The sequence below is a fragment of the Acidisoma sibiricum genome, assembly GCF_057837225.1.
Genome location: NZ_CM174445.1, coordinates 248,273 through 273,165 on the forward strand (window position 1 = coordinate 248,273; position 24,893 = coordinate 273,165).

The following is a 24,893-nucleotide window of genomic DNA, read 5'->3' on the forward strand; positions in this document are numbered from 1 at the left end:
AACACGGCGGTTCCGCGAAACCCAGCCCCGTCACACTGAATCGTGATGCTATTTGTGATCTGGTCGAATTTACCCCGACCGTGATGAAAAGAGGCCAGGATCGCTGATCTGGCCACTCTGCCCTTTGGTACTACGCGATCCCACGGCTGCCGGCACGGCTATGCTCATCAGCGCTCTTGACCGCGCGTTGGCGGATACTGAAATCGCTTGTAGAAGCGAAATCCATTTACACTTTAATCGTTTCTGGTGATCGGTGCTATGGATAGCGAACAGCAGGTTTGGTGACGCGGTTGGTGGGCAGCCCAGGATTTTGGTCTGGTTTGTCGCGACCCAGTCGCAAACTACTGGCATCCGGCGCCGTTCTGCTCATCGCCATGATGGCGATGATTGGCTTGGCTATGTACAGCATGCGCTGCTCAACACTCGACGCCGCGCGACACAGTATCGAGCGTATCGGCTTTGCCGTTGCGGAACAGTCAGCGATGACCGTGCGGACGCTTGATCTGCAACTCGGCCAGTTTCGGGATGAGGTTGAACGGCAGCATCCGACGGCGAAATCCTTCAGCGCCATTGTGCAGGACCCTGCCTTGGCCATTCAAAAGGACTTTCAGGCCGCCACCCTACCGCAAGCTGGTGGCTTCGCGATCATCGATGCGAAAGGCGATATCGTCCTGCGCACGCCGAACTGGCCCGCTTCACTCGATCCTGGGCACACGGGAGTGCGGCTGGATATAAAAAGCCGTAGCGACCGTGAAATATATATAAGCGCCCCTTTCCAGAACGAAACGTCCAAGGATTGGTCGGTCTACGTTAGCCGCCGCATCAATGATGCGAACGGAGCTTATGCGGGCCTCGTCGCCGGCGTGCTTAAGCTTGGCTATTTTCAGGATTTCTATCGTGTCCTTGCCGGCCAGGACCATTTCGCCGTCACGCTCTACAACCTGCAGGGCGTAACATTGACGAGCTACGGCCTGCCTCTGGTGGTTGGCAAAAGGCCGCAGCACCTTGGCAAGAGCTGGGACAAGATTGTGGCCAGCGGCCAACCGCGCATTTTCGCAGGACCGGGGCTGACAGCCCCAGGGACACGCTTCATCGCCGTGCATCCCCTGCCCGCCTATCCCCTCGTCGTCAATGTCAGTATCGCCAAGGCTGACGCATTGGCGAACTGGCAGACGCAGGCCTTGCTTGCTGCGGCCGGCGCCGCCTGCGCGACCCTCTGCACCTTTCTGCTGCTCCGCGCCGTCATGCTGCAGCTACGGCGGCTGGAAGCATCCGAGCTTTCTCTGTCCGCGCAATCGCTGCGGCTGTCGACCACGCTTAACCACATCACCGATGGGGTCGCGATGGTGGATGCCGACGGGCGCGTGTCAGTCTGCAATGCGCGGGCCATGGAACTTCTGGATCTGCCGCCGGGGTTGATGGCTTCCCGCCCGCTCGTTGAAACCATAATCGCGTACCAGCGCGCACTTGGCGAATATCCAGAAGAGGCAGCGTCCGACCGGCTCATGCAGCAGATCCGGGAGGGCGCCGCGACCGTCGTCGAACGTCAGCGCCCCAATGGCACCATTCTGGAAGTACAGACCTTGCCGCTGCCTAAGGGCGGTGTCATCCGAACCTATACAGACATCACGGAGCGCCGCCGTTCCGAAGCACAGATCCGCTATCTCGCCCATCATGACCCCCTCACCCACCTCGCCAACCGCACCCTGTTCCGGGAAAAGCTGGAGCAGGAGATTGCACGGGCTGATGCAGGCGGTCACAGGGTTGCCGTGCTCTACCTTGATCTCGACCGGTTCAAGTTCGTCAACGACATGCGGGGGCATGAGGCTGGGGACAAGCTTCTGGTGGAGGTCGGGCGGCGCCTGCGGACGATCACCAGCGCTGACGAAACGGTCGCCCGCATGGGCGGGGACGAGTTCGCCGCCGTTATGCCACTGGACAGATCGCAAGGCACCGCGGTTGATCTGGCAGAGGATATTCTGCGCGCTGTGCAGCAACCCATCGAAATCCGCTCGTCGAGTTTTCACATAAGCCTGTCGATCGGCATCGCCCATTACCCCGACCATGCCGGCAATGCCGAAGAACTGCTGCGCAATGCCGATATTGCCCTCTATCAGGCAAAGACGGAAGGTCTCGGCCAGTGGCGGGTTTTCGATGCAACCATGCAGGCCCGACAGGCGTTGCTGTTTGAACGCGAACAGGATTTGCGTAACGCCCTTAACAACAAGCAATTCGATCTCGCCTATCAGCCCATTGTGGATGTCGATACCAGGCGGGTCGTCGCTTGCGAGGCGCTGCTGCGCTGGCATCACCCGGTCCACGGCCCGATCTCGCCGGCGGAATTCGTCGTGCTTGCGGAAAAGCTCGGGCTCATCGGGGGGATCGGCCGGTGGGCGCTTGAGACCGCCTGTCTGGAAGCCGTCCATTGGCCCGCTGACACCTATGTTGCGGTCAATCTATCCCCCATACAGATGAACGATGAGAGACTGCTCGACGAAGTCAAAAGCATTTTAAGCCGCAGCGGTCTGCCTGCGAACCGCCTCACGCTCGAAGTGACCGAAACAAGCTTGCTGGAAGACAGTCCGACCGTTCGCCAGACCATGGAGGCGCTGCGCGCACTCGGCATCCGCTTCAGCCTGGACGATTTTGGCACCGGCCATTCGGGCCTGGGTTATCTCCGCCGCTTTCCCTTCGACGGCATCAAGATCGACAAGCTTTTCGTGCAAGATATGGTGGAGCAGCCGGACGCCGCCGCGATCGTCAGTGCACTTCTGGCGGTCAGCGCCGAACTGCATCTCGATGTCGTGGCCGAAGGGGTTGAGACGGAGCTGCAGTTCCTAGCCCTGCAGCAACGTCGCTGCCCCTTCATTCAAGGCCATTATTTTGCAAAGCCCATGAGTTCTGCATTGGTGCGGCATTTCATAGCTACGAGCCAGACGGAATCCGCCCCCCTCTAGCGCCGTCAAATACCAAGCGGCGGTTCTGGAATGCCCAACTCTTCGCGCAAATGGCCGAAACGGTCAGGGTCCAGATAGCGGCCGTCTTCGTAGAGCAATTTAAGGGCCGCCAGGCCCGTCTGGGTAAAATAGGCTCTTTGGCCGAGATCCTCGGCCGGCAGGTCGATCAGCCCGCGATCGATCAGTCCGGCGAGTACCGGCGGAATCTTGGGCTCGCCCCGGCGCAGGCCACTCGTCCACAGACTGACGCGAATGCCGCGGGCAAGCGAGGGGCGCACGCCAAAGGCCGCTGCCAGCTCCTGGCGGATGAAACTCCGCTCCGCCGCGGTGAAGGGAAGGGAAGCCGACGCATGGCGTTCGGTCATCAGCCTATATCTCCGATCAGAAGAGCGACGAGGCCAGTCCAGCCGGTCTGATGGGAGGCACCCAGACCACGTCCGTCATCGCCGTCGAAATATTCATAAAACAACGGCATATCGCGGAAGTGGGGATCGGTCTGCTCCTGCTCGGACGCGCCGATGGCCGGGCGGCGACCTGTCTTGTCGGCCCGAAAAAGGCGGGCCACACGCCGGGCCAATTCGTCCGCAATCTCGCGCAGCGTCATTTGGATGCCGGAACCGGTCGGGCATTCGACCCTGAAGTCGTCCCCGTAATAGGTATGGAACTGCCGCAGGCTGTCGATGATGATATAGTTCATTTGCGTCCAGATCGGTCCGCGCCAATTGGAATTGCCCCCGAACAGGCCGGAATGGGATTCGGCCGGCCAATAGGGCAGCGCAAATTCCTGTCCGCCCCAGGCGAAGACATAGGGGTGCTTTTCATGCGCCTTGGAGACCGAGCGCACACCATAGGGCGAGAGGAATTCGTCTTCCGCCAGCATCCGCCGCAGCAGGCATTTCATGCGATGTCCGCGCAACATCGACAGCAGCGACAGATGCTGCTGTCCTGCCATCTGCCAATTGGAGACCAAGGCCCCCAGATCCGGCCGGTGCGCCAGAAACCATTTCATCCGGTCGGCCATGTCCGGCAGCCTCGGCTGGTCGGCATGTCGCATCACCTCGACCGCGAAGAGCGGAATAAGCCCAACGATGGTACGCGCACGAATCGGGATTTCCTGCCCATCGCTGAGTTCCAGGCGATCGTAGAAAAACTCGTCCTGCTCGTCCCATAGTCCGCCATGCTTGGCGGCGGCTTCGACGATATAGAGGAAATGCTCGAAATATTTGATCGCCATATCCTGATAGGCGATGTCGACCAGGGCGACTTCGATCGAGATACGCATCATGTTCAGCGCATACATCGCCATCCATGCCGTTGCGTCAGACTGGCTGAGCGTGCCTCCCATCGGTACGGGCGATGACCGGTCAAAAATACCGATATTGTCAAGGCCCAGAAAGCCACCCTGGAAGATGTTGCGACCGCCAGCATCACGCCGGTTGACCCACCAAGTAAAATTGAGACCGAGCTTATTCAGCATCCGCTTGAGAAAGGTGTAGTCGGGAATGCCCGTCAGGTCCCGGTCCATCATGAAGACACGCCAGGTGGCCCAGGCATGGATCGGCGGATTGGCATCGCCGAACGCATATTCATAGGCGGGCAGTTGCCCGTTGGGATGCATGTAGTTGTCGCCGACGAGCAGCAGCAACTGATCCTTGGCATATTCGGGGTCGATCTTCGCCAGGGGCAAGCTGTGAAAAGCCAGGTCCCAGGATGCGTACCAGGGATATTCCCATTTGTCCGGCATCGAGATGATATCGGCATTGCGCATATGGGCCCAGTCGGCATTGCGGCCTTGTTTGCGGCTTTCCGGCGGCTTGGGTTCAGCCGGATCGCCGTTCAGCCAGGTATGCACGTCGTAATCGTAGAATTGCTTCGACCACAGCATGCCGGCGAAGGCCTGGCGCTGCACCAGCCGCGCGTCAGCATCCGTGATGCTGCTCTGCACGGCCGCATAGAATTCATCCGCCTCCCGCCTGCGGGTTGCAAAGACATCGTCGAAATCGGCAAAGGCCGGGGCATCGGCGCAGGCCGCCGCGCGAAAACGCAGACGCAGGACCTGCTCCTGCCCCGGCAGCACCGTCATTTGATGCAGGGCCGCGCATTTCGTGCCCCAGGCTTCGGTGCGGATCGCATCGGTGTGGCCGCCGACCACATAGTCGTTGATACCGTCCTTGAAGGGGCCCGGCGCCTGCGCCTCCCCATAGATGCGGCGGCGATTGGTCTCATTGTCGCAGAACAGCATCTGCGCGGGCTGGCCAATATCAAGCCGCATCTCCGGCCTATCTGGATGCACGGCGGAAAGCCCGCCGTCCGGCAGCGCGCGGATCACCGGCAGGTCGGTTCGCGCCGTCCAATCCCAGATGTTGCGCGCCCAAAGCTGCGGCAGCACGTGCAGGCTGGCGGCTTCAGGACCGCGATTGGCGATTGTCACGCGCATCAGGATGTCGTCCGAGGCCGCCTTAGCGTATTCCACGAAGATGTCGAAATAGCGATTCTCGGCGAAAATGCCCGTATCGAGCAGTTCAAACTCCGGGTCCTCATAGCCGCGCTTGCGGTTTTCCTCCAGCAATCGGGCATAGGGGTAGGCCGCTTGCGGATATTTGTACAGCATCCGCATGTAGGCATGCGTCGGCAGCCCGTCCAAATAGTAATAGAGTTCCTTGACGTCCTCGCCGTGATTGCCTTCCTGATTGGCCAGGCCGAACAGCCGCTCCTTCAGGATCGCGTCCTGGCCGTTCCAAAGGGCCAGCCCCAGGCACCAGTGCAGCTTTTGATCGCCGAAGCCGGCAATGCCGTCCTCCCCCCAGCGATAGGCGCGGCTGCGCGCCTGATCGTGGGTGAAATAGCCCCAGGAATCACCGTTCGGACTGTAATCCTCCCGCACCGTGCCCCATTGCCGTTCGCTCAGATAGGGTCCCCAGGCCCGCCAGGCCTTGGATGAGCGGGCCGCGACCAGCCGCTTGCCCTCGGCCGTGGCAAAGAGCGGAGAGGCAGAAGACGGCATGGCAAGGCTCCGATCCGGTCCAGGCTGAACTGCTATCGCGCAGCCTATCTCGTTCCTATAAACCGCTGATGCGGATCAAGAAACAGCGGGTGGACCCGCAGTGCCGCACGGCTGCCCGCCGATCGACCCGTCCCTGCCGGAGGAATTGTATATGAGCCGCGACCCGTCATTGCTTGCAGCGACACCGATCTGGACCGGCCGGGCCGTCTTGGGCGAAGGCCCCCTGTGGTCGGCGCGGCTGGGGCGAATCATCTTCGTCGATATTCGGGGCCGCCGCATCCTCTCCTGCGCCCTGGATGGCGGCTCCATCGCGGAATGGCAGATGGAGCACCGGCCCTGCTGGATCATTGAAACGTCACAGCCGGATCGCTTTATGGTCGGATTAGAGCGGGGGATCGTCGTCATTCGGCTCGTGGCGGGCGAACCGGTCGAGATTCTGCACCACTTGGCCTGGCCGGGCGAATTCCCGCCGGGCCTGCGTCTGAATGATGCCAAAGCGGATGCCGAGGGCCGGATCTATTTCGGCACCATGGATGACGCCGAGGAAGCCCCGACCGGCCATTTCCATCTGCTGCATGCTGACGGCAGCATCGCCCATCTCGACCAGGACTATACGGTCAGCAATGGCCCCGCGGTCAGTCCCGACGGCCGCACCCTGTATCACACCGATTCCGCATCGCGGACCATCTACGCCTTTGACCGCAGCCCCGACGGCAGTCTGACGGGCAAGCGCGTACATATCCGCTTTACCGAGGCGGACGGCTACCCCGATGGCATGACCTGCGATGCCGAAGGCGGTCTCTGGGTCTGCCACTGGGACGGCGGCCGGGTAACCCGCTTTACGCCAGCGGGCGCGCGCGACCGCGCCATCGCCCTGCCCGTCTCGCGCGTCACCTCCTGCACTTTCGCGGGACCAGCCCTGGACCAGCTTGTCATCACCACCGCCGCCTATCAACGCGATGCCGAGCCGCTGGCAGGTGCGCTGTTCATCGCCACCCCCGGCGTTCCTGGGCTTGCTGCCCATCCTGCGGGGTTTGCGGCCTAAGCCAAAACGCCTATTGCTGCGTTGCGGCACATCCCGGCCGCAGCCAAGGACAATGAGGTTTGACTATGGCCGGCTCCGCGCTTTACCGCCGAGCGGTCGTGCTTGGGCTGACGATCGCCGTCGGCGCCTTCGCGATTGACATGTATATTCCGGGTTTCGCCGCGATTGCGCGAGAGCTGCATACCGATCCTGGCACCGTGCAGCTCAGCATGACCAGCTTCTTTGTGGCGCTTGCTTTGGGCCAGGTCATCTATGGCCCGGTCTCCGATACGTTTGGCCGCAAGCGGCCAAGCTATGTCGGCCTGATCATCTTTATCATCGCTTCCGTGGGTGCGGCTTTCGCACCGACCATTCAGATTCTCATCCTCTCGCGCTTCCTGCAGGGACTGGGTGCCGCCGCGACCGCCGTCATTCCCATGGCGATCGTGCGCGACGAATATACCGGCCCGGATGCCGCAAAGCTGCTGTCGCTCGCGATGCTGGCGCTCAGCGTGTCACCGATTCTGGCGCCCGTCCTGGGCGGCCTGGTAGTGCAATACCTGTCGTGGCGCCTGAACTTCGTCATCCTGATCGTGATCGCCGCACTGGTGATGGTCATGATCTGGCGCATGCTGCCCGAAACGCTGCCCCCTGAGCGCCGCGTCAGCGGACGGCTGCTCAGCATTCTCACCACCTATGTCAGGCTGCTGCGGCAGCGCATTTTCATCCTGCCCATCCTCATAGCGGGCAGCGCGCAGAGCGTGCTGTTTTCCTTCATCTCAGGCTCGCCCTTCGTCTTCGTCACGCTGCATCACTTGGCGCCGACCCTCTACGGCATGGTCTTCGCGGTGCATGCCATGGCGCTGATCGGCATCAGTCAGTTCAACGCGCCGATGATGCGCCGTTTCGGCGCGCGCCAGCTGCTGGGCGGTGCGACCGCCGCCGCGGCCGCGGCCGGGCTTCTGCTAGCCATCCTGGTGTTTTCGGGCATGACCCTGCTCTGGCCCTTTGTCGCCCTGACGATCACGCTCTTCTTCTGCCTCGGCCTCATCATGGGACCGGCCTTTCTGACGGCGATGGAGCCCTTTGGCGCGACCGCCGGCGCGGCCGCCGCCTTAGGGGTCGGTCTTGAATTCACTATGAGTTCCGTGACGACGGCGCTGATGAGCCTGGCGTCCGACGGCACCGCGCGCCCCATGGCCGGCGCGATTGCCCTCGTTGCCTGCGGCGGCTTCGCTGTCTGGTACATCTTCGTGAAATTGGTGCCGTCAACCGCCCGCCACTCTTGAAGCCAGAACCGCGCAACGCGATCTCTGCTTCCTCGCTCCCCAGCGATAAAAAGGAAAAGGTGGCCATGTCTGGGACTGAAGACGAAGATCGCCTGCAGCGCATTCGCGAAACAGCCTATGGGCTATGGGAACAGGAAGGCTACCCCGAGGGTCGCGACCATGAATTCTGGCTGCGCGCCGAACAGATCGTGGATGATAGTGCGGACGACGCGGTCGATCGCGAGAGTGCGGACAGCTTTCCGGCCAGCGACCCGCCCTCCTTTAACCCATAAGATTGCCTGAAAAGGCGCCCGTGGGGCGCCTTTTCTATGATCACCCCATTGTCGAATTGAAGGCGCCACCGTCGAGCAGCAGGTTTTGCCCGACAATGTAGCCAGCATGGGCCGAACAGAGGAAAGCACAGGCGCGGCCGAATTCCTCCGGCTCCCCGAATCGGCCGGTCGGGTTCTGCTGCGCCCGCAGCGCTATCTCCTCCACCACCGACCGGCCGGCATGCTTGGCTGCACCGTCCATCGTCGAACGCAGCCGGTCCGTGACGAAGGGACCCGGCAGCAGATTGTTGATCGTCACGTTATGGCGCGCGACTTGGCGGGCCAGGCCGCCGACGAAGCCCGTGAGTCCAGCGCGCGCGCCGTTGCTCATGCCAAGCGTCGGGATCGGGGATTTGACCGAGGCCGAGGTGATGTTGACGATGCGGCCGAAGCGCCGGCCGATCATGCCATCCACCACAGCTTTCATCATGGCGATGGGCGACAGCATATTGGCGTCGATGGCGCGCAGCCAATCGTCCCGCGTCCAGTTGCGGAAGTCGCCCGGCGGCGGACCGCCGGCATTGTTCACAAGAATGTCTGGATCGGTGCAAACCGAGAGGGCAGCCGCGCGCCCAGCCTCAGTCGTGATATCGCCTGGCGCAATATTCACGCGACCGCCCGTCTCATGGGCAATTGCCCGCGCCGCTTGCAGAAGCGTGTCGGCATCCCGACCTGTAATTGTAACTTCGACGCCCTCGCGGGCCAGAGCGACCGCGCAAGCCCGACCCAGGCCTTTGCTCGCAGCGCAAACAATCGCTCGCCGCCCTTTGAGGTCTAAATCCATGAGAATGCCTTCTCCAAATTGCTGGCAGACGGTATTGCTGCAGGATGAGGGCCCGCAGCAAGACCGGCCCTGACTGCAATCGCCGAACAAGACGGACCGTTTTGGGAGAAGTCCATGATTAAACTCAGCAATGCCGCGCTGAGCGCGCTGCCGCCTGGCGTCACCTGGGCGGGCTATGATCGCTCTCGCCTGACGGCCGGGATTCTTCACTTCAGCGTGGGCAATTTCCACCGCGCTCATCAGGCGGTCTATCTGGACCAGCTGATCGCCGGTGGCGGCCATGACGATTGGGCGATCTGCGGCGTGGGATTGATGGACGACCCGCGCGAGCGCGCCAAGGCGGCCTCGTTTCCGCGCCAGGATTGCCTCTACACGCTCACCGTCTGCCCGCCGCAGGGTGAGCCCGAGATCCACGTCATCGGCTCGATCGTCGAATACCTCTTCGCCCCCGACGATCCAGAAGCGGTCTTCGCCAAGCTGTGCGACCCGGCCATCCGCATCGTCTCAATGACTTTGACCGAGGGCGGCTACAATATCGACGACGAAACCCACGCCTTCAGGCTGGGCGCGCCGGATATCGTGCATGATCTGGCCAACCCCACCCGCCCGCGCACGGCCTTTGGCTATGTCGCCGAGGCGCTGAGCCGCCGCCGCGCGTCTGGCCTGGCGCCTTTCACCATCCAGTCCTGCGACAATCTCCGCCACAACGGCGATGTCGCCAAGATCGCTTTCATCGGCTTCGCCCGCGCCCGCGACCCGGGTCTCGCCGATTGGATGGAAGCGGAAATCGACTTCCCCAACAGCATGGTCGACCGCATCACCCCGGCAACGTCGGATGCCGACCGGGAGCGTCTGAACGCTGCCAGCGGCATCGCGGATGAGATTCCGGTTTTCTGTGAAGACTTCATCCAGTGGGTGATGCAGGACCATTTCCGTGACAGTCGTCCGACCTATGAACGCGCCGGCGCGCAGGTCACCGAGGACGTCTGGGCCTATGAACAAATCAAGCTGCGCATGCTCAATTCCTCGCACAGCATGCTGGCCTTCCCCGGCACCATCGCCGGCTATCGTCTGGTGCATGACACGGTGGCTGATCCGGCCATTGCCCAGCTGCTGTTCGATTTCTGGAACAAGGATGTCATCCCGCTGCTGACGGCACCCGCCGGCATGTCCCTGGAGGGCTATCGGGACAAGCTGATGGAGCGCTATTCCAACCCGGCGACGCGCGACCAGACCATCCGCATCGCGACCGACGGCGCCTCACGCATTCCGATCTTTTCCGGCGATACCATCCGCAGCGTGCTGGCAGAGGGCGGCGATTTCCGCCGGCTCGCCTTCCTCATCGCGGCCTTCGCCCGCTGCCTGGGCGGCATCGACGACAAGGGCGAGCAGTTCCACACGCCTGAGCCGCGCCTCACGGCCGCCGAGCGGGCCACCGCCGCCAACCCTGATCCGCTGATCTTTCTGTCCCTTCCGATCTTCGCGGGACTGGGGATGGAGCGTCACGCAGCCTTTGTGGCGACCTTCCAGACCTACCGGGACTCGATCGCCAACCGCGGCACACTTGCCACGCTGAAAGACATACTTGCCGCCTAGGCCGGTATCGTTTCAGGATCAGGCCCAGGGCGATGTCCCGGGCCTTTTTCGTTTCAGGGCCGGTCGCGCCACAACCAAGAACAGCCGGCGCACCAAAAGACGCCGGCCAGGGGAGCTTACGTCCATGAATCCTTTGGGCATTCACGCCTTTGTTTGGTCAGGCGGGTCCACACCCGATGATCTCAACCGGTCGCTCGAACGCTCGGTAGAGACGGGATACAGCCTGATCGAATTTCCTCGGCTCGACCCCCGCAAATTCGACGTCCCGGCCTTCGCCCGGGCGCTCGCCGCCCAGAAGATGGGCATCGCGGTGACGATGGGCCTGCAGCCGGCGCATGATATTTCCAGCGAGGACGCTGATATCGTGGCCAGCGGCGAAGCCGTTCTGCGCGAAGCTGTCTCCGTGGCGCGGGATCTGGGTGCCACCAAGCTCGGCGGCATCCTGTTCTCAGCGCATGGCAAATACATGTCGCTGCCGAGTGCGGCCGGCCGCCGCAACAGCATCGACACGCTGCGCCGCGTCGCGCGCTACGGGCGGGAAGCCGGCGTCACCATCAATCTGGAAATCGTCAATCGTTTCGAGAGCAATCTGCTCAATACCACCGCCCAGGGGCTGGCCTTCATCGAGGAGATCGGGGAGGATAATGTCTATCTTCATCTCGACACCTTCCACATGAATATCGAGGAAGCGAACCCGGCTGACGCCATTCGCGCCGCCGGTGACCGGCTTGGCTATTTCCATGTCGGCGAAAGCAATCGCGGCTACCTGGGCGCCGGCACCATCGACTATGCGCCGATCTTCGATGCCCTGCTCGACAACGGCTACAAGGACACGATTACGTTCGAATCCTTCTCCTCCGCCGTCGTCGACCGCGATCTGTCGATCATCACCGGCATCTGGCGCAATACCTGGGACGATAACGTAGCGCTGGCACACCATGCCCGCGCCTTCATCACCGACCACTTGGAAAGTGCCGCCCGCCGCCGCAAGATCACGCGGACACCGTAACTATCCCGGGATGAGACTGTCATGGCGCTGCGCCGCAATCTGGGTCTTGTGGAGGTCATCGGCCTCTCCCTTTCGATGATCGCGCCGACAACCGCCATGGCTTTCAATGTCACCCTGACGGCCGGCGCCGCCGGGGTGGCCGCTCCCCTCGCTTTCGCCCTCAGCATTCCCGGCCTGATCGTCGTCGGCCTGTGCTTCGTCGCTTTTGCCCGCCGGGTCGCGACCGCCGGCTCGGCCTATGCCTATATCCGGCAGGAATTCGGCGCCCGCGCGGGCTTCGTCGCCGGCTGGGCGCTGCTTCTGACCTATCTGACCTTCGGCACCGGCATCGCTGTCCTGGTCGGCAGTTTCCTCGATGCAGCCCTCGGAAATTACAATCTCGGTCTGCCGCATCTTTGGGTCCTGCATGGCACGCTCGCGATTATCCTCGGCATGATATTCGCTTATCGGGACATGAAACTTGCGACCCGGCTGATGCTGGCGCTGGAGGGCGTTTCGGTTCTCGCCATTATCGTGCTCGGCATTTTTATTCTGGTTGCAGTGGCAAGGACCAGTGGCCTGCCGGTCACGCCCTTTCTGCCCGATCAGCATTTCGGCTGGTCCGGCATCGGCTATGCGCTGGTTTTCGCCGTCCTCTCCTTCGCGGGTTTCGAGAGTGCCACGACACTCGGTGAAGAGGCGGCGCAACCCGCCCGCGCCATTCCGATCGCCGTCATCAGCACGGTGATCGGGGCCGGCCTCTTCTATGTTTTCGCGGCCTATACGCAGGTCATCGGATTCGGGCTGGACGATATGAAAGGCCTCACGAATGCCGCGGCCCCGCTCAACACGCTCGCGCTGAAATACGGCTCCCGTGATTTCGCGACCGTTCTCGACATTGCGACCGCGATTTCCGCCTTATCCTGCGTATTGGCCTGCGTCAGTTCGGCGGCGCGCATGCTGTTCTCGCTTGGCCGCGCCGGCCTGGCACCGGCGCTCGGCGTGGCCCACCCGACATACGGCACGCCCAGCCGATCAGTGCTCGCCGTCGGCCTGATGATGCTGGCAGCCGCGCTGATCTGGGCGCCCCAGGTGGGCGCCAATGATTACTATGGCGATATGGGCACAATAGGCGTGCTCGCGCTCATTCTCGTCTATGTCGGGGTAGCGGCCTCCGCCGGGCGCTATGCCTTGCAGCAAAAGAGCCCGGTCTGGGCGCTGTTCGGCGTGCTGGGCGTGATCTTCATGCTGTGGCCGCTGTATAATTCGGTCTATCCGGTGCCAGCCTTCCCCGGAAACCTGTGGCCTTACGTCGTCGCCATCTATCTGCTGCTGGGACTTGGCATCCTTGCCTTCCGTCCCGACCTTAGTCGCTACGCGCTAGAGGCCGAGTGAAAAGCTGGTGCGGACGGCGGGGATCGAACCCGCACTCCCTACTGGGAGGCAGATTTTAAGTCTGCTGCGTCTACCGGTTCCGCCACGTCCACATCCATAACGGGGCGCTGCCGCCTCTGGTCGCGCCCCGTTTCCCCTCTTTAGCCTTGAGCGAGGCGCTTGGCGATATCCAGCCCCATCCGCACGAGATTTTCCGATGCCTCCGGCGTGTTGAACGCATCATGGGAGGTGAGCGTTACATTCGGCAGCGTCGTCAGCACGTCACCCGCTGGCAGCGGCTCGCTGTCAAAGACGTCGAGGGCCGCATGGCGAATATGGCCTGACTGCAGCGCCGCGATCATCGCCGCGGTATCGACGACACCGGCCCGCGCCGTGTTCACCAGGATTGCCCCCGGCTTCATGCCGGCAATCCGATCCGCATTGAGGCTGTGGCGCGTCTCGTCCGTCAGCAGAAGATGCAGCGAGAGCACATCGCTTTGCGCCAGCAGCGCCGGCAGATCGACGAATTCGACGCCGGGATAGCTCCGCGGCGTACGATTCCAGGCGATGACGCGCATGCCGGAGCCGACGGCGATACGGGCCACTTCGGCCGCGATACCGCCGAAGCCGTAAAGGCCCAGCGTCTTGCCGGTGAGCTGAATGCCGCCGCCGCGCGGCCAGCCGCCCGCGCGCACGCTGCGGTCAAGAAAGGCGATATTGCGCGCCGCGGCCCACATCAGGGCAATCGCATGCTCACCCACCGCCGTGTCGCCATAGCCGCGGATGGTATGGACCTGCAGTCCCAGCGCCTCGATGCCTTCGACATCCATGTAGGAGCGGGCGCCGGTGCCGAGGAAAATGATGTGCTTCAGCCCCTGGACCTGGGCCATCGCCTCAGTCGGCAGAAAGGTATGGTCATTGAGCATGAAGTCGTGACCCGAATAGAGGCCGGGCATCTGCTCCGGCTGGATCACGTCATGCTCATGCACCGTCACATGCGGGTCATCCGCCCGGTACACCCGCGCGAAAACCTCCGCCAGACCGCCGCTCGCATCTGCATAGATGCCCTTCATGCCCGTCTCCCGATCACAATGCGGGGACAGGCTGCGTCGTCGTGACGTTTTCGGCAAGAGGCCGGCTTTTTATTGACTGCTTGGGACGCTTGCCCCACATCTTTCACGATACATCCGGGTAATAGCGCGCTTCCTTCATGTTCAACATAAACTCGGGAGCGATTGGCCCATCTCCGTCCGGCACGCCCGAGGTGGAGTATGTTCCCGCTCCTTACGCTCATGCGCCTTATGTGCCGCCGCGTTTTGCGACGCGACCCTTCGAGGCCATGGAGGCGATCGACTACGAGGCCCCCGCCCCCCAGCCAAAGCGGCTGCGGCGCGCGGGCAGCGGACGCACGCGTCTGGCCCTGCGCCTTCTCAAATGGAGCATTTTGCTCGGTGTCTGGGGCGGCCTCGCTGTCGCCCTGCTGCTCCTGTGGTTCACCTGGGACCTGCCGAAACCCTCCGCCGGCACCGCCACGCTCCGCCGCCCGTCTCTCGTGCTGACGGATATGAACGGAAGGCTATTCACCCATTTCGGAGATCTCTCAGGGCAGATCCTGACGCTCAAGACCGTGCCGCCCTATCTGCCGGAAGCCGTGGTCGCTGTAGAAGACCGGCGCTTTTGGGAGCATGGCGGGCTCGATTTCCTCGGCATGGCGCGCGCGACCGTTGTTGATCTGCTGGCCGGGCATGTCGTGCAGGGTGGCTCGACGCTCACCCAGCAGGTCGCCAAGACGCTGTTCCTCAGCAATGCGCGCACCTTCCGCCGCAAGATGCAGGAACTGCTGCTGACGCTATGGCTGACGCATCATTTCACGCCCAGCGAGATCCTGGAGATCTACCTCAACCGCGTTTATCTCGGCGCCGGCGCCTGGGGCATGGATGCCGCAGCGCTGACCTATTTCGGCGTTCCCGCAAGCCAGTTGAACCTTTGGCAGGCGGCGATGCTGGCCGGCCTGCCGCGCGCCCCGTCGCGCTTCAATCCGCTGGCGGACCAGAGTGCGGCCACCGCGCGCACGAAGGAAGTGCTCGCCGCCATGGTCCGCTCCGGCTACATCACCCAGGATCAGGCGACGTCGGCAGCGGCTGCGATCAGCTTCGCGCCGCATGCGGTCAGCGGCGACTACTGGTTCTCGTCCTGGGCAGCGCAGCAGGCGGGCCCGATGATCCCAGCCGATACCGATTCCAAACTGGCGACGACCTTCGACCCCAAGCTGCAATCGGCAGCACAAGCCGCGCTGACCGATATTCTGGCCGGGCCCGGCATGGCGGCCAATGCCCATCAGGGCGCGGTCGTGGTGATGGATGCGGCGACCGGCGCCGTTCGCGCCATGGTCGGTGGCTCGGGCGGCGGGCATGATTTCTTCAACCGCGCCGTGCTCGCGCGCCGCCAGGCAGGGTCCAGCTTCAAGCCCTTCGTCTGGCTGGCCGCCCTTCAGGCCGGTATGCAGCCGACCGATATGGTGCTGGATGGCCCGGTCCGCATCGGCAATTGGCAGCCGCAGGATTTCGAGCGTCGCTACCGCGGTCCGGTGACGATGACCGAGGGGCTGGCCCTGTCGCTCAATACCGTCGCCGTCCGCCTGCTGCTGAAAGCCGGCGGCCCTGAGACGGTCGGGACCGTCGCCCGCCGGCTCGGCATTACCGATGCCCTGCCCGATAATGCGACGCTTGCCTTGGGCACCGCGAGCGTCGGATTGCTGGAGATGACCGGCGCCTATGCCACCTTCTTCAACGGCGGCCGCCGCGTGGTGCCGCATGGCATTACGGGGCTTTATGCGGACGGGCATGATCTGGTCGCCCCGCCGCTGGGACCCACGCCCGTGATCAGCGCCGATCTGGCGGCGAAGATGCGGCAGATGCTGGGCGCCGTCGTGTCCTACGGCACGGCCACCGCTGCCGCCGTGCCCGGCTACTATGTCGGCGGCAAAACCGGCACCACGCAGTCAAGCCGGGATGCCTGGTTCATCGGTGGCGTCGACGGCCAGGTCATCGGCGTCTGGATCGGCAATGACGACAATAGCCCGATGTCCAAGACCACGACGGGCGGCAGCCTGCCGGCGGCCCTGTTCCACAACGTCGCCCTGGCGGTGACAGGTCAATGAGGCGCCGCACGCTGCTCAGCGGCCTCGCCGCCCTGCCGGCCACCACCACCGCAGCGGTCGCCGCGCCTGCCTTCGTCGGTGCCAGCCGGAGTTTCCGCACCAGCGATGGGGTCAATCTCCACTATATCGACGCCATGCCGGCAAGCGGCGCCGGGTCCGACCATGTTCTGGTCTTCATTCCCGGCTGGACCATGCCGGGATGGATCTTCTCCCCCCAGCTCACCTATTTCGCGCGCTATTGCCGTGTCATCGCACTCGACCCGCGCGGTCAGGGCGATTCCGAAATTCCCGCCAGCGGCTATACGGCCGAGCGGCGCGGCCAGGATATCGCGGAACTGCTGGCCGTTATCGGCCAGCGGAAAGTCGTCCTCGTCGGCTGGTCGCTTGGCGTGCTCGACAGTCTGGCCTATGTCGCCGCCCATGGCGGCGGCAGGCTGTCCGCGCTTGTCCTGATCGACAATTCGATTGGGGAAAATCCCCCGCCGCGCGCCGAGCCTGAGCCACGCGGGCGCTATCATAAGCCCCTGCCCTATCCCACGCGCATGCGCGCCTTCGTGCGCGGCATGTTCCGCACACCGCAATCCCAGGCCTATCTCGACCGGCTGACGGCTACCTGCCTGATCACGCCCGAACCCGCGGCCCGCGCGCTGCTCAATTACCAGGTGCCGCGCATCTTCTGGCGCAATGCCGTCTATGCCGCGGGCGTGCCTATCCTCTATTGCGTGCGGCCGCATCTATCCGGCCAGGCTGCCAATCTGGCCCGAAACGACCCGGACGCCGAATGCGTTCTCTTTGACGACGCCGGCCATGCCTTGTTCGTGGACGACGCCGCCCGCTTCAACGCCGTACTCGCGAATTTCCTGCGCCAGAAAGTTTGGACGTGACCTTCCTGCTGCCTCTGCTTCTTGTCTCGCTTGCCTCCACCGGCATCGAGATCGCGCTCACGCGCTATTTCGCCGTCGCCTCCTGGTCCGAATATGGCTACTGGGTCATTTCGATCGTGATGGCGGGCTTCGCCCTCAGCGGGGTCGCGGTCGCGCTGCTGCGGCCGTGGCTGGAGCGGCACAGTGCCAAACTCTTTGCCTTCCTGCCGGGGCTGCTGATCCTGTCGGCGGCGCTGGGCTATGCGGCCGCCATTCGCAACCCGTTCAATCCGTTGCAATTGCAGAACCCGGTCACCATCACGCCACAGATCCTCGATATCGGCCTCTATTATCTGGAGCTGCTGCCCTTCTTTTTTCTCACCGGCCTGTTCATCAGCCTGTGTTTCGTGATGGCGCCGTCCCGCACCACGCGCGTCTATGCCTTCGATCTTTGCGGCGCCGGCCTGGGCGCTTTGCTCGTGCTGGCGCTGATGGCCGCTTTGCATCCCTTCAGGCTGATCCCGGCGCTACTGCTGCCGCTGGCCGCGATGGCGCTGTTCGTGCCACGCGGCGCTCACCGCCTCGGCGCCATTATTGCCGCCGGGCTGTGCCTGATTGCGGGGGAAGCACTGCTCATCGCGGGTGATGTCGCCGACTATAACCAGTTCAAGCCGATCTATGCGCCGCTGCACACGCCGGGGGCCGCCATCCGCCAGCAGGTCCTGTCGCCGCGCGGCGTCTATACGCTGCTCGACGATTTCACCGAACGCGTCGACACCGACCTGTCGAATGACAGCGCGATGATGCATCTGCCGGGGCCGCCGCGGACGCTTGGGCTGTATCGCGACGGCAGCCGCATCGCCGCCATTCCCCGTCCCGGCAAGCTGGATGTGGGCTACGCCCCCGGCACGCTCGCCGCCGCCCCTTACGAGCTGCTCGACCATCCGCGCGTGCTGGTGATCGGCGACGAAGGCGGCTGGGCTGCCGCCCAGGCAAAGGCGCTGGGCGCCGGCGCCGTCCTGGCCGATGAGCCGGAACCCGTCCTTCGTCAGGCCCTGCAGCAACAGCCCCAATCCGATGTCACCGTCAGCGGCGAAAGCCCGCTCGCCCTGGTCTCGGACGCGGCACCGGGCCGCTTCGATCTGATCGAACTCTCCGACAATTTCCTCGGCGCCGATCCGGCCGATGCCACGGCCTTCACCGCGGGCGCCATCGCGCTCTATCTGCATGCCCTGAGCCCCACGGGCATGATTTCGATCCCCGTCTCAATCCGCGATTTTCCCGTCTATGCGCTGCGCATGCTGGCGACCGTCCGCGCCGGTCTGCTCGCGGCCGGCGTCCGCGATCCGGGCGCGCATGTCATCGTCTACCGCTCGGCCTGGAATGTGCGGCTGCTGATTGCGTCCTCGCCATTCGATGCCGCGCAGATCAAAGCGTTGCGCAAATTCTGCGACGACCGTTCTTTCGATGTCTCCTATTTTCCGGGCATCGATGTCGCCTCTCTGCGCGACGACATCTACAACGACCTTCCCGCCATCTCCTTCTCAAAGGGTGAGGTGGAGACGGGCGGCCAGGCCGATGATTCGATCGCCGACGAGGCCGTCGCCGTCATCCAGGGCCAGCCCACCCAATCCGCGCGGGAGTTCGACCTGCGGCCGGCAACCCTGGACCGGCCGATGTTCTTCGACATCCTGCGCCTGGACCATCTCGGCACCATCCTCAAGCGGCTTGAAATCCTGCCGCAGCAGGAACTGGGCCCGCTGATCAATATCGCCGTGCTGGCGCAGGCTTTCGTGATCGCCCTGGCCGTGCTGCTGCTGCCCCTCGCCGCACCACGCCGCATCGGCACTGCAGGCGCACCGATCGGCCGGGCCCTGCTCTATTTTCCGGTGCTCGGGCTCGGCTATCTATTTGTCGAAATCGCTCTGATCGGCGAGGCGAGCCTCTATCTCGACGACGTCACCACAGCCTTCGCGCTGGTGCTGTCGGGCATGCTGATTTTCTCAGGCCTCGGCAGCATGGCGGCGAACCGCCTGCGCCTCCGCCTCGCCTGGTGCGTCATCCTGGCCCTGCTGGCGCTGACGCTGGTGGCGCTGCCTGCCATCATGCTCGCGACGCTGGGCTGGCCGATGCCCTGCCGCCTGGCCATGCTGCTGGTTCTGCTGGCGCCGCTGTCGCTCGCCCTTGGCATGCCTTTCCCGATGGGACTGGGCGAGGCGGGCAAGGCAGGCGCAGGCTTCCTGCCCTGGGCCTGGGCGCTCAACGGCGCCTTCTCCGTCATCGCCACACCACTCGCCAATCTGATCGCGACCGAGCTTGGCTTCCGCTGGCTGATCCTGGGCGCGCTGCTTCTCTATAGCCTCGCCTGGATCAGTTTTCCCCGCGCCAAGGCAGCGGCGATTTAGTTGCGCGGCAAGGGACGGCCCTTGGTTTCCGGCATCAGCGCCATGGCGATGACGCCCAGAATGCCGGAGACGATCATATACCAGGCGGGCGACAGCGGGTCATGGCTGACGCCGATCAGCCAGGTCAGCACGAATTGCGTCGTGCCGCCAAAGACCGTCACAGCGAAAGCGTAAGCGATGGACAGGCCCGAAGCGCGCACGCTGGCGGGCAGCATTTCCGGGATCGCCACGATCAACGCGGCCGAACTCAGCGAGCCCAGCACCGACATGAGCCCCGTCGTCAGCAGCAGCGTGATGATCGAGGGATGGCCATTGAGAAACAGAAAAGCCGGATAGATCGCCAGGACAAGCAGAATGCGCGGCACGAGCATCACGACCTTGCGGCCGTAACGATCGGCCAGCCAGCCGCCTGCCAGGGCGAAGATAATGGTGGTGATGCCGCTGATCAGCGGCGCCGTAATCGCGGAGGGTGCCTTCAGCTTCAGCGCCGTCTCGGCATAGGTCGTCATGTAAAGGCCGACATAGGTGGAAATCGTGCTGGTCATGATGGCGACCAGGCCGAGGAACAGCGGCCGGGGATGGCCTGCCAGCAGGTTGGCGAGCACCCGCCAGGCGCTCTCACGGCGCCGCGCTTCTCCGATCTGGATGGATTCTGGCAGGTGCTGACGGATATAGAGGCCGCCGGGAATGATCAGCAGGCCGAGCAGCAGCGCAACACGCCAGCCCCATTGCGTCATCGCGGTTTCAGACAGGGAATGGGCGAGCGCGAATCCCACGATGCCCGCCACAAGCAGGGCACAGCCTTGGCTCGCGATCTGCCAGGAGGCCAGCCGCCCGCGCCGGTCATCCGGCGCCACCTCGATCAGGTAGCTCGTCGCCGGCCCTACCTCACCCCCCAGCGCAAAACCTTGCAACAGACGGGCGGCCACCACGATGACAGGGGCCGCATAGCCGATGACGGAGAAGGGCGGCGTGAGAGCCAGCATCAGCATACCGATCGCCATCAGGGCGATGGTCAGCATCATGGCGGGCTTGCGGCCGGCATGATCGGCGAAAGCGCCGATGACGATTCCGCCCAGCGGACGGGTGCAGAAGCCCACGCCAAAGGTCGCGACCGTAATCAGCAGCGAGATCACCGGGTCATGCGTGGGGAAAAAGCTCTTGCCGATCGCGACTGAGAAAAACGTGTAGGTCGTGAAATCGTAGAATTCGAGCGCATTGCCCAGCACGCAGGCAAAGACTGTCCTGGCGGCGGGGCGCTCTCTTCCGCCTCCGGCCGAGTCGGTCGGACGAAAAGGCATAGAGGTAGATCCGGTGGCAGGCATCGGTCGCTTCAACTCCCAATCAGCGGGCCGGACTCGATGCCCGCCGCAGAATCTTCAGTTAACCTTGATCGTCCTGGCCTCAAGAGGCGGGGGTGAATAGGGTTCTTACCCCAAGATATGGACGAAAGGCGATCAACCTTCCCCATGATCTAGTGGAAATTTCGAAAAGTCGTTGACCTTTGCTCAGGCCAGCGGTACCGGTCGAGTGTGACAACGCTATCCCGCACCCGCCCGAATCTTCGCGTCCGAGGCCGCTCTTTCATGGCCTTCGTGCTCTCGCCCGATGCGCCGTTGCGCAGCTGGCTGGGTGACCTTGACGCGCAGATCGAACGCTCTGCGACGTTTTTTGCCGGCCGGCCAATCGTCGTCGACCTGTCCGCCATTCCAGACAGCGATCCTGATCTCGAAACGCTGTTCGATGAGCTGCGCAGTCGCGGCATCCGCGTCATCGGCGCGGAAGGGGCGGACGGGCTGACACCCGCTTTGCAATCCGTTGGCGGTCCGCTGATCGGTGGCAGGCCGCTCGGCCTCTATGAGGTGCCGGACGACCCGCCGGATGCGCCCCCGGCGCCTGAGCCGACCTCTATGGTACTCGATGAGCCGGTGCGATCGGGCCAGACCATCCTGTTTCCGCAGGGCGATCTGACCGTCAACGGGTCCGTCGCCTCCGGCGCCGAGATCATGGCCGGCGGCTCGATCCATATCTATGGCACTTTGCGCGGACGGGCGATTGCCGGCGTGACAGGCAATCAGCAGGCGCGAATCTTCTGCAAGAAGCTCGACGCCGAACTCATTTCGATCGACGGCCTCTATATGACGGCCGAAGACATGGACAGCTTCCGGGGCAAGTCTATTCAGGCGCGCCTTGAGGGTTCCTCCATCATCATTACCGAGATCAGCTAGTTTTCGCGCTGACCACGGACGACGCGCATAGGGGTGAAGGCATGGCCAAAGTTCTCGTGGTGACCTCGGGCAAGGGTGGTGTGGGCAAGACGACGTCCACGGCGGCCCTTGGTGCAGCCCTGGCCAAAGCGGGCAAGAATGTCGTGGTCGTCGATTTCGACGTCGGCCTGCGTAACCTTGACATCGTCATGGGCGCGGAACGGCGCGTGGTCTTCGACATGATTAACGTGATCCAGGGTGACGCCAAGCTGTCTCAGGCTCTGATCCGTGACAAGCGCCTGGAAACGCTGTCCATTCTCCCGGCGTCGCAGACGCGGGACAAGGACGCGCTGACCAGCGAAGGCGTGGAAAAGGTCATCGCCGAACTGCGGGAAAAGTTCGACTGGGTGATCTGCGACAGCCCTGCCGGCATCGAGCGCGGCGCGACGCTCGCCATGCATCACGCCGATGTCGCCGTGATCGTGACGAACCCCGAGGTGTCCTCCGTCCGTGACAGCGACCGCATCATCGGCCTGCTGGACAGCAAGACCGAGCGAGCGGCGAAGGGTGAGCGGATCGAAAAGCACCTGCTCCTCACCCGCTACGATCCGGCACGTGCCGCGCGCGGCGACATGCTGAAGACCGAAGACGTGCTGGAAATTCTGTCCATCCCGCTACTCGGCATCATTCCCGAAAGCCCGGAAGTCCTGCGTGCCTCCAACCTCGGCACCCCCGTGGTGTTGTCCAACCCCGATGCCGCGCCGTCCCGCGCTTACGCAGACGCTGCCCGTCGCCTGCTGGGCGAACAGGTGCCGATGACGGTACCTGGCGAGAAGACGGGCTTCCTGACCAAGCTGTTCGGTAGGAGGGTCGCATGAGCTTCTTCAGCTTTCTGAGCCGGAAGCCGACTGCCGCGATCGCGCGTGACCGCTTGCAGATCCTGCTCGCCCATGAACGCGGGACCCTCGGTGGCAACGCCGATCTGGTCGCGATCTTGCAGGAGGAGATCCTGGCCGTCATCGCCAAGCACGTCTATGTCGAGCGTGAGAAGGTCCAGGTTAAGCTGGATCGGGGAGCCTCCTTCTCGACGCTGGAGATCGGGGTTGAGATTCCGCCCGGTCTCGCGGAAAAGCAGGCCGCAATCAAAAGGGCCGCTCTCCGCGCGTCCTGAGACGCTGCTGATGAGAGGACCTGTGGATGTCACTGCTGCCGGATACCGAATCGCAAGACGCTCCGCCGGTCACGACCTTCGGGCCTGATTTTCCGTTCGACTACGACCGCTGGATTTCCCACCCTGCGGGCCTTGGGCGACTGCCGGAAGCGGCCCTCGGCGAGGAAGTCGCCGTCATCGGTGCTGGGCTGGCCGGCATTATTGCCGCGCACGAGCTTATGAAGCTCGGCTTTAAACCTGTTATCTACGAATCCGCCCGCATGGGCGGCCGGCTGAGGTCTGAGCCTTTCAGCGGCGCCGAAGGCGTCTTCGCTGAACTTGGGGGCATGCGCTTCCCCGTCTCCTCCACTGGGCTCTACCACTATATCGGCCAGGTCGGGATCGAGACCAAACCCTTCCCCAATCCGCTTGATGCCGCGACGCCCTCGACGCTGATCGATCTGGAGAGCGAGCAGTTCTACGTCGAAGGCGCAGGTAATGGCGAGCTTCCGCCGCTGCTGCGCGAGGTCTCCGAGGCCTGGGCGGAAGCGCTGGAGGCAGGCGCCGACTTCAAAGCCCTGCAGACGGCGGTCCGCGAGCGGGATGTCGCCAAGGTCAAGGAGATCTGGAACCGGCTGGTGCCACTCTGGGATGAGCGCACTTTCTACGATTTCGTCGCCTCCTCCCCCAGTTTCGCGCAGAAATCCTTCCGCCATCGCGAGGTCTTCGGCCAGGTCGGTTTCGGCACCGGTGGCTGGGACAGCGATTTTCCCAATTCCATGCTGGAAATCCTGCGCGTCGTGGTGACGGCGCAGGACGAACACCAGCGCATGATGGTGGGTGGCGCGGAACAGCTGCCGCGCCGGCTATGGGCCCTGGCGCCGACGACCCTCGCCCATTGGCCGGCCGGGACCTCGCTTGCCTCCCTCCATGCAGGGGCGCCACGACCGGGCGTGACGCGCATTGCGCGTGACGAGGCGGGCGGCATCGCCATCACCGATCGCTGGGGTGACCGCAGGCTGTACAAGGCCGCGATCGTCACCTGTCACTCCTGGCTGCTGACCACCCATATCGATTGCGACGAAAGCCTGTTCTCGCAAAAGCTTTGGATGGCGCTAGACCGCACGCGCTACATGCAGTCTGCCAAGACCTTCGTGATGGTCGATCGGCCGTTCTGGACCGACCGTGACGAGACGACCGGCCGCTATAAAATGAGCATGACGCTGACGGACCGTATCACCCGCGGCACTTATCTGTTCGACAATGGACCGGACAAGCCCTCTGTCATCTGCCTGTCCTATTCCTGGATGTCGGACGCCATGAAGGTTCTGCCGCTGGATGCCGAGCGGCGCGTGCGCCTGATGTTGGCTGCTCTCCAGAAGGTCTATCCGGGCGTGGATATTGCGTCCCATATCATCGGTGAGCCGATCACCGTGTCCTGGGAAAGTGATCCCAATTTCCTCGGCGCTTTCAAAGGCGCGCTGCCTGGGCACTATCGTTACAACAGACAAATGTTCTGTCATTTCATGCAGGACAGCTTGCCGCCGGCCGAACGCGGCCTGTTCTTGGCGGGAGATGGCATTTCCTTTACTCCAGGCTGGGCAGAGGGCGCGGTGCAGACGGCACTCAACACCGTCTGGGGCGTGCTTCATCAATTCGGTGGCAAGACTCTGGGCGAGAACCCGGGCCCCGGCGACGTCTTCGACGCTATCGCGCCGGTCGAATTGACGGGCTAATCGGTTTTCCCAAGGGAAGTTTACTTAGGCGGTTGCCGGCATGGG

At 63.5% G+C, this 24,893-nt stretch carries 19 protein-coding genes and 1 tRNA gene; 14 read left to right on the top strand and 6 right to left on the bottom strand.

The window, feature by feature from the left end; translation table 11 throughout:
- Positions 1–320 precede the first annotated feature (320 nt).
- Entirely contained in the window at positions 321–2,957 is a 2,637-nt protein-coding gene (locus AC3G7M_RS01200; RefSeq protein ID WP_489213923.1) for a bifunctional diguanylate cyclase/phosphodiesterase, read from the top strand.
- A gap of 5 nt (positions 2,958–2,962) precedes the next feature.
- On the opposite strand, the gene AC3G7M_RS01205 is transcribed toward AC3G7M_RS01200, so the two are convergent.
- Both AC3G7M_RS01205 and AC3G7M_RS01210 read right to left on the bottom strand, forming a co-directional pair.
- Positions 2,963–3,322, bottom strand: a complete 360-nt coding sequence (locus AC3G7M_RS01205) for a hypothetical protein (protein WP_489213924.1) — start codon at positions 3,320–3,322, stop codon at positions 2,963–2,965.
- On the bottom strand, positions 3,322–5,961 hold the full coding sequence (locus AC3G7M_RS01210; protein WP_489213925.1) for an MGH1-like glycoside hydrolase domain-containing protein: 2,640 nt from the start codon (positions 5,959–5,961) through the stop codon (positions 3,322–3,324). The genes AC3G7M_RS01205 and AC3G7M_RS01210 overlap by 1 nt, the downstream gene beginning before the upstream one ends.
- 151 nt (positions 5,962–6,112) lie before the next feature.
- Between AC3G7M_RS01210 and AC3G7M_RS01215 the strand changes: the two genes are divergently transcribed.
- The 3 genes from AC3G7M_RS01215 (at position 6,113) to AC3G7M_RS01225 (ending at position 8,546) form a co-directional block, all read left to right on the top strand.
- Positions 6,113–7,006 carry an SMP-30/gluconolactonase/LRE family protein gene (locus tag AC3G7M_RS01215; RefSeq protein WP_489213926.1) on the top strand — a complete coding sequence of 298 codons (894 nt, stop codon included), beginning with the start codon at positions 6,113–6,115 and terminating at the stop codon, positions 7,004–7,006.
- Positions 7,007–7,071: 65 nt separating this feature from the next.
- Positions 7,072–8,274 (top strand): multidrug effflux MFS transporter, encoded by a 1,203-nt coding sequence (locus AC3G7M_RS01220; protein WP_489213927.1) that lies wholly within the window; start codon positions 7,072–7,074, stop codon positions 8,272–8,274.
- A gap of 65 nt (positions 8,275–8,339) precedes the next feature.
- Complete coding sequence (locus AC3G7M_RS01225; RefSeq protein ID WP_489213928.1) at positions 8,340–8,546, top strand: DUF2934 domain-containing protein; 207 nt, start codon at positions 8,340–8,342, stop codon at positions 8,544–8,546.
- Between the two features lie 40 nt (positions 8,547–8,586).
- On the opposite strand, the gene AC3G7M_RS01230 is transcribed toward AC3G7M_RS01225, so the two are convergent.
- Positions 8,587–9,369 carry an SDR family oxidoreductase gene (locus AC3G7M_RS01230; RefSeq protein WP_489213929.1) on the bottom strand — a complete coding sequence of 261 codons (783 nt, stop codon included), beginning with the start codon at positions 9,367–9,369 and terminating at the stop codon, positions 8,587–8,589.
- A gap of 114 nt (positions 9,370–9,483) precedes the next feature.
- Here AC3G7M_RS01230 and AC3G7M_RS01235 point away from each other — a divergent pair, with 114 nt between their 5' ends.
- The 3 genes from AC3G7M_RS01235 (at position 9,484) to AC3G7M_RS01245 (ending at position 13,348) form a co-directional block, all read left to right on the top strand.
- Positions 9,484–10,965 carry a mannitol dehydrogenase family protein gene (locus tag AC3G7M_RS01235; RefSeq protein ID WP_489213930.1) on the top strand — a complete coding sequence of 494 codons (1,482 nt, stop codon included), beginning with the start codon at positions 9,484–9,486 and terminating at the stop codon, positions 10,963–10,965.
- 124 nt (positions 10,966–11,089) lie between these two features.
- On the top strand, positions 11,090–11,974 hold the full coding sequence (locus AC3G7M_RS01240; RefSeq protein WP_489213931.1) for a sugar phosphate isomerase/epimerase family protein: 885 nt from the start codon (positions 11,090–11,092) through the stop codon (positions 11,972–11,974).
- Positions 11,975–11,995: 21 nt separating this feature from the next.
- Positions 11,996–13,348: an APC family permease gene (locus tag AC3G7M_RS01245; protein ID WP_489213932.1), complete on the top strand. Its 1,353-nt coding sequence runs from the start codon at positions 11,996–11,998 to the stop codon at positions 13,346–13,348.
- Between the two features lie 5 nt (positions 13,349–13,353).
- Here the strand turns inward: AC3G7M_RS01245 and AC3G7M_RS01250 are convergent.
- Both AC3G7M_RS01250 and AC3G7M_RS01255 read right to left on the bottom strand, forming a co-directional pair.
- Positions 13,354–13,440 (bottom strand) — tRNA-Leu (locus AC3G7M_RS01250).
- 48 nt (positions 13,441–13,488) lie between these two features.
- On the bottom strand, positions 13,489–14,400 hold the full coding sequence (locus AC3G7M_RS01255; RefSeq protein ID WP_489213933.1) for a 2-hydroxyacid dehydrogenase: 912 nt from the start codon (positions 14,398–14,400) through the stop codon (positions 13,489–13,491).
- A 230-nt stretch (positions 14,401–14,630) separates the two neighbouring features.
- Here AC3G7M_RS01255 and AC3G7M_RS01260 point away from each other — a divergent pair, with 230 nt between their 5' ends.
- The 3 genes from AC3G7M_RS01260 to AC3G7M_RS01270 are packed head-to-tail and all read left to right on the top strand — an operon-like array spanning position 14,631 to position 19,755.
- Positions 14,631–16,487, top strand: a complete 1,857-nt coding sequence (locus AC3G7M_RS01260; RefSeq protein WP_489213934.1) for a transglycosylase domain-containing protein — start codon at positions 14,631–14,633, stop codon at positions 16,485–16,487.
- Positions 16,484–17,371 carry an alpha/beta fold hydrolase gene (locus AC3G7M_RS01265; RefSeq protein WP_489213935.1) on the top strand — a complete coding sequence of 296 codons (888 nt, stop codon included), beginning with the start codon at positions 16,484–16,486 and terminating at the stop codon, positions 17,369–17,371. The genes AC3G7M_RS01260 and AC3G7M_RS01265 overlap by 4 nt, the downstream gene beginning before the upstream one ends.
- Complete coding sequence (locus AC3G7M_RS01270; protein WP_489213936.1) at positions 17,368–19,755, top strand: hypothetical protein; 2,388 nt, start codon at positions 17,368–17,370, stop codon at positions 19,753–19,755. The genes AC3G7M_RS01265 and AC3G7M_RS01270 overlap by 4 nt, the downstream gene beginning before the upstream one ends.
- Here the strand turns inward: AC3G7M_RS01270 and AC3G7M_RS01275 are convergent.
- Positions 19,752–21,056: an MFS transporter gene (locus AC3G7M_RS01275; protein WP_489213937.1), complete on the bottom strand. Its 1,305-nt coding sequence runs from the start codon at positions 21,054–21,056 to the stop codon at positions 19,752–19,754. The genes AC3G7M_RS01270 and AC3G7M_RS01275 overlap by 4 nt on opposite strands.
- Before the next feature lie 285 nt (positions 21,057–21,341).
- On the opposite strand from AC3G7M_RS01275, the gene minC reads away from it, so the two are divergent.
- Genes minC through AC3G7M_RS01295 form a run of 4 tightly spaced genes read left to right on the top strand, consistent with a single transcriptional unit; the run spans position 21,342 to position 24,848 of the window.
- Positions 21,342–21,983, top strand: coding sequence for a septum site-determining protein MinC (gene minC / locus AC3G7M_RS01280; RefSeq protein WP_489213938.1), 642 nt, complete (start codon positions 21,342–21,344; stop codon positions 21,981–21,983).
- 41 nt (positions 21,984–22,024) lie between these two features.
- Entirely contained in the window at positions 22,025–22,840 is an 816-nt protein-coding gene (gene minD / locus AC3G7M_RS01285; protein ID WP_489213939.1) for a septum site-determining protein MinD, read from the top strand.
- The gene (gene minE / locus AC3G7M_RS01290) at positions 22,837–23,133 is read left to right on the top strand and encodes a cell division topological specificity factor MinE (protein ID WP_489213940.1); all 297 of its coding nucleotides are present in this window, start codon (positions 22,837–22,839) and stop codon (positions 23,131–23,133) included. The genes minD and minE overlap by 4 nt, the downstream gene beginning before the upstream one ends.
- Before the next feature lie 26 nt (positions 23,134–23,159).
- Complete coding sequence (locus AC3G7M_RS01295) at positions 23,160–24,848, top strand: flavin monoamine oxidase family protein (RefSeq protein ID WP_489213941.1); 1,689 nt, start codon at positions 23,160–23,162, stop codon at positions 24,846–24,848.
- The last annotated feature ends 45 nt before the right edge of the window (positions 24,849–24,893 follow it).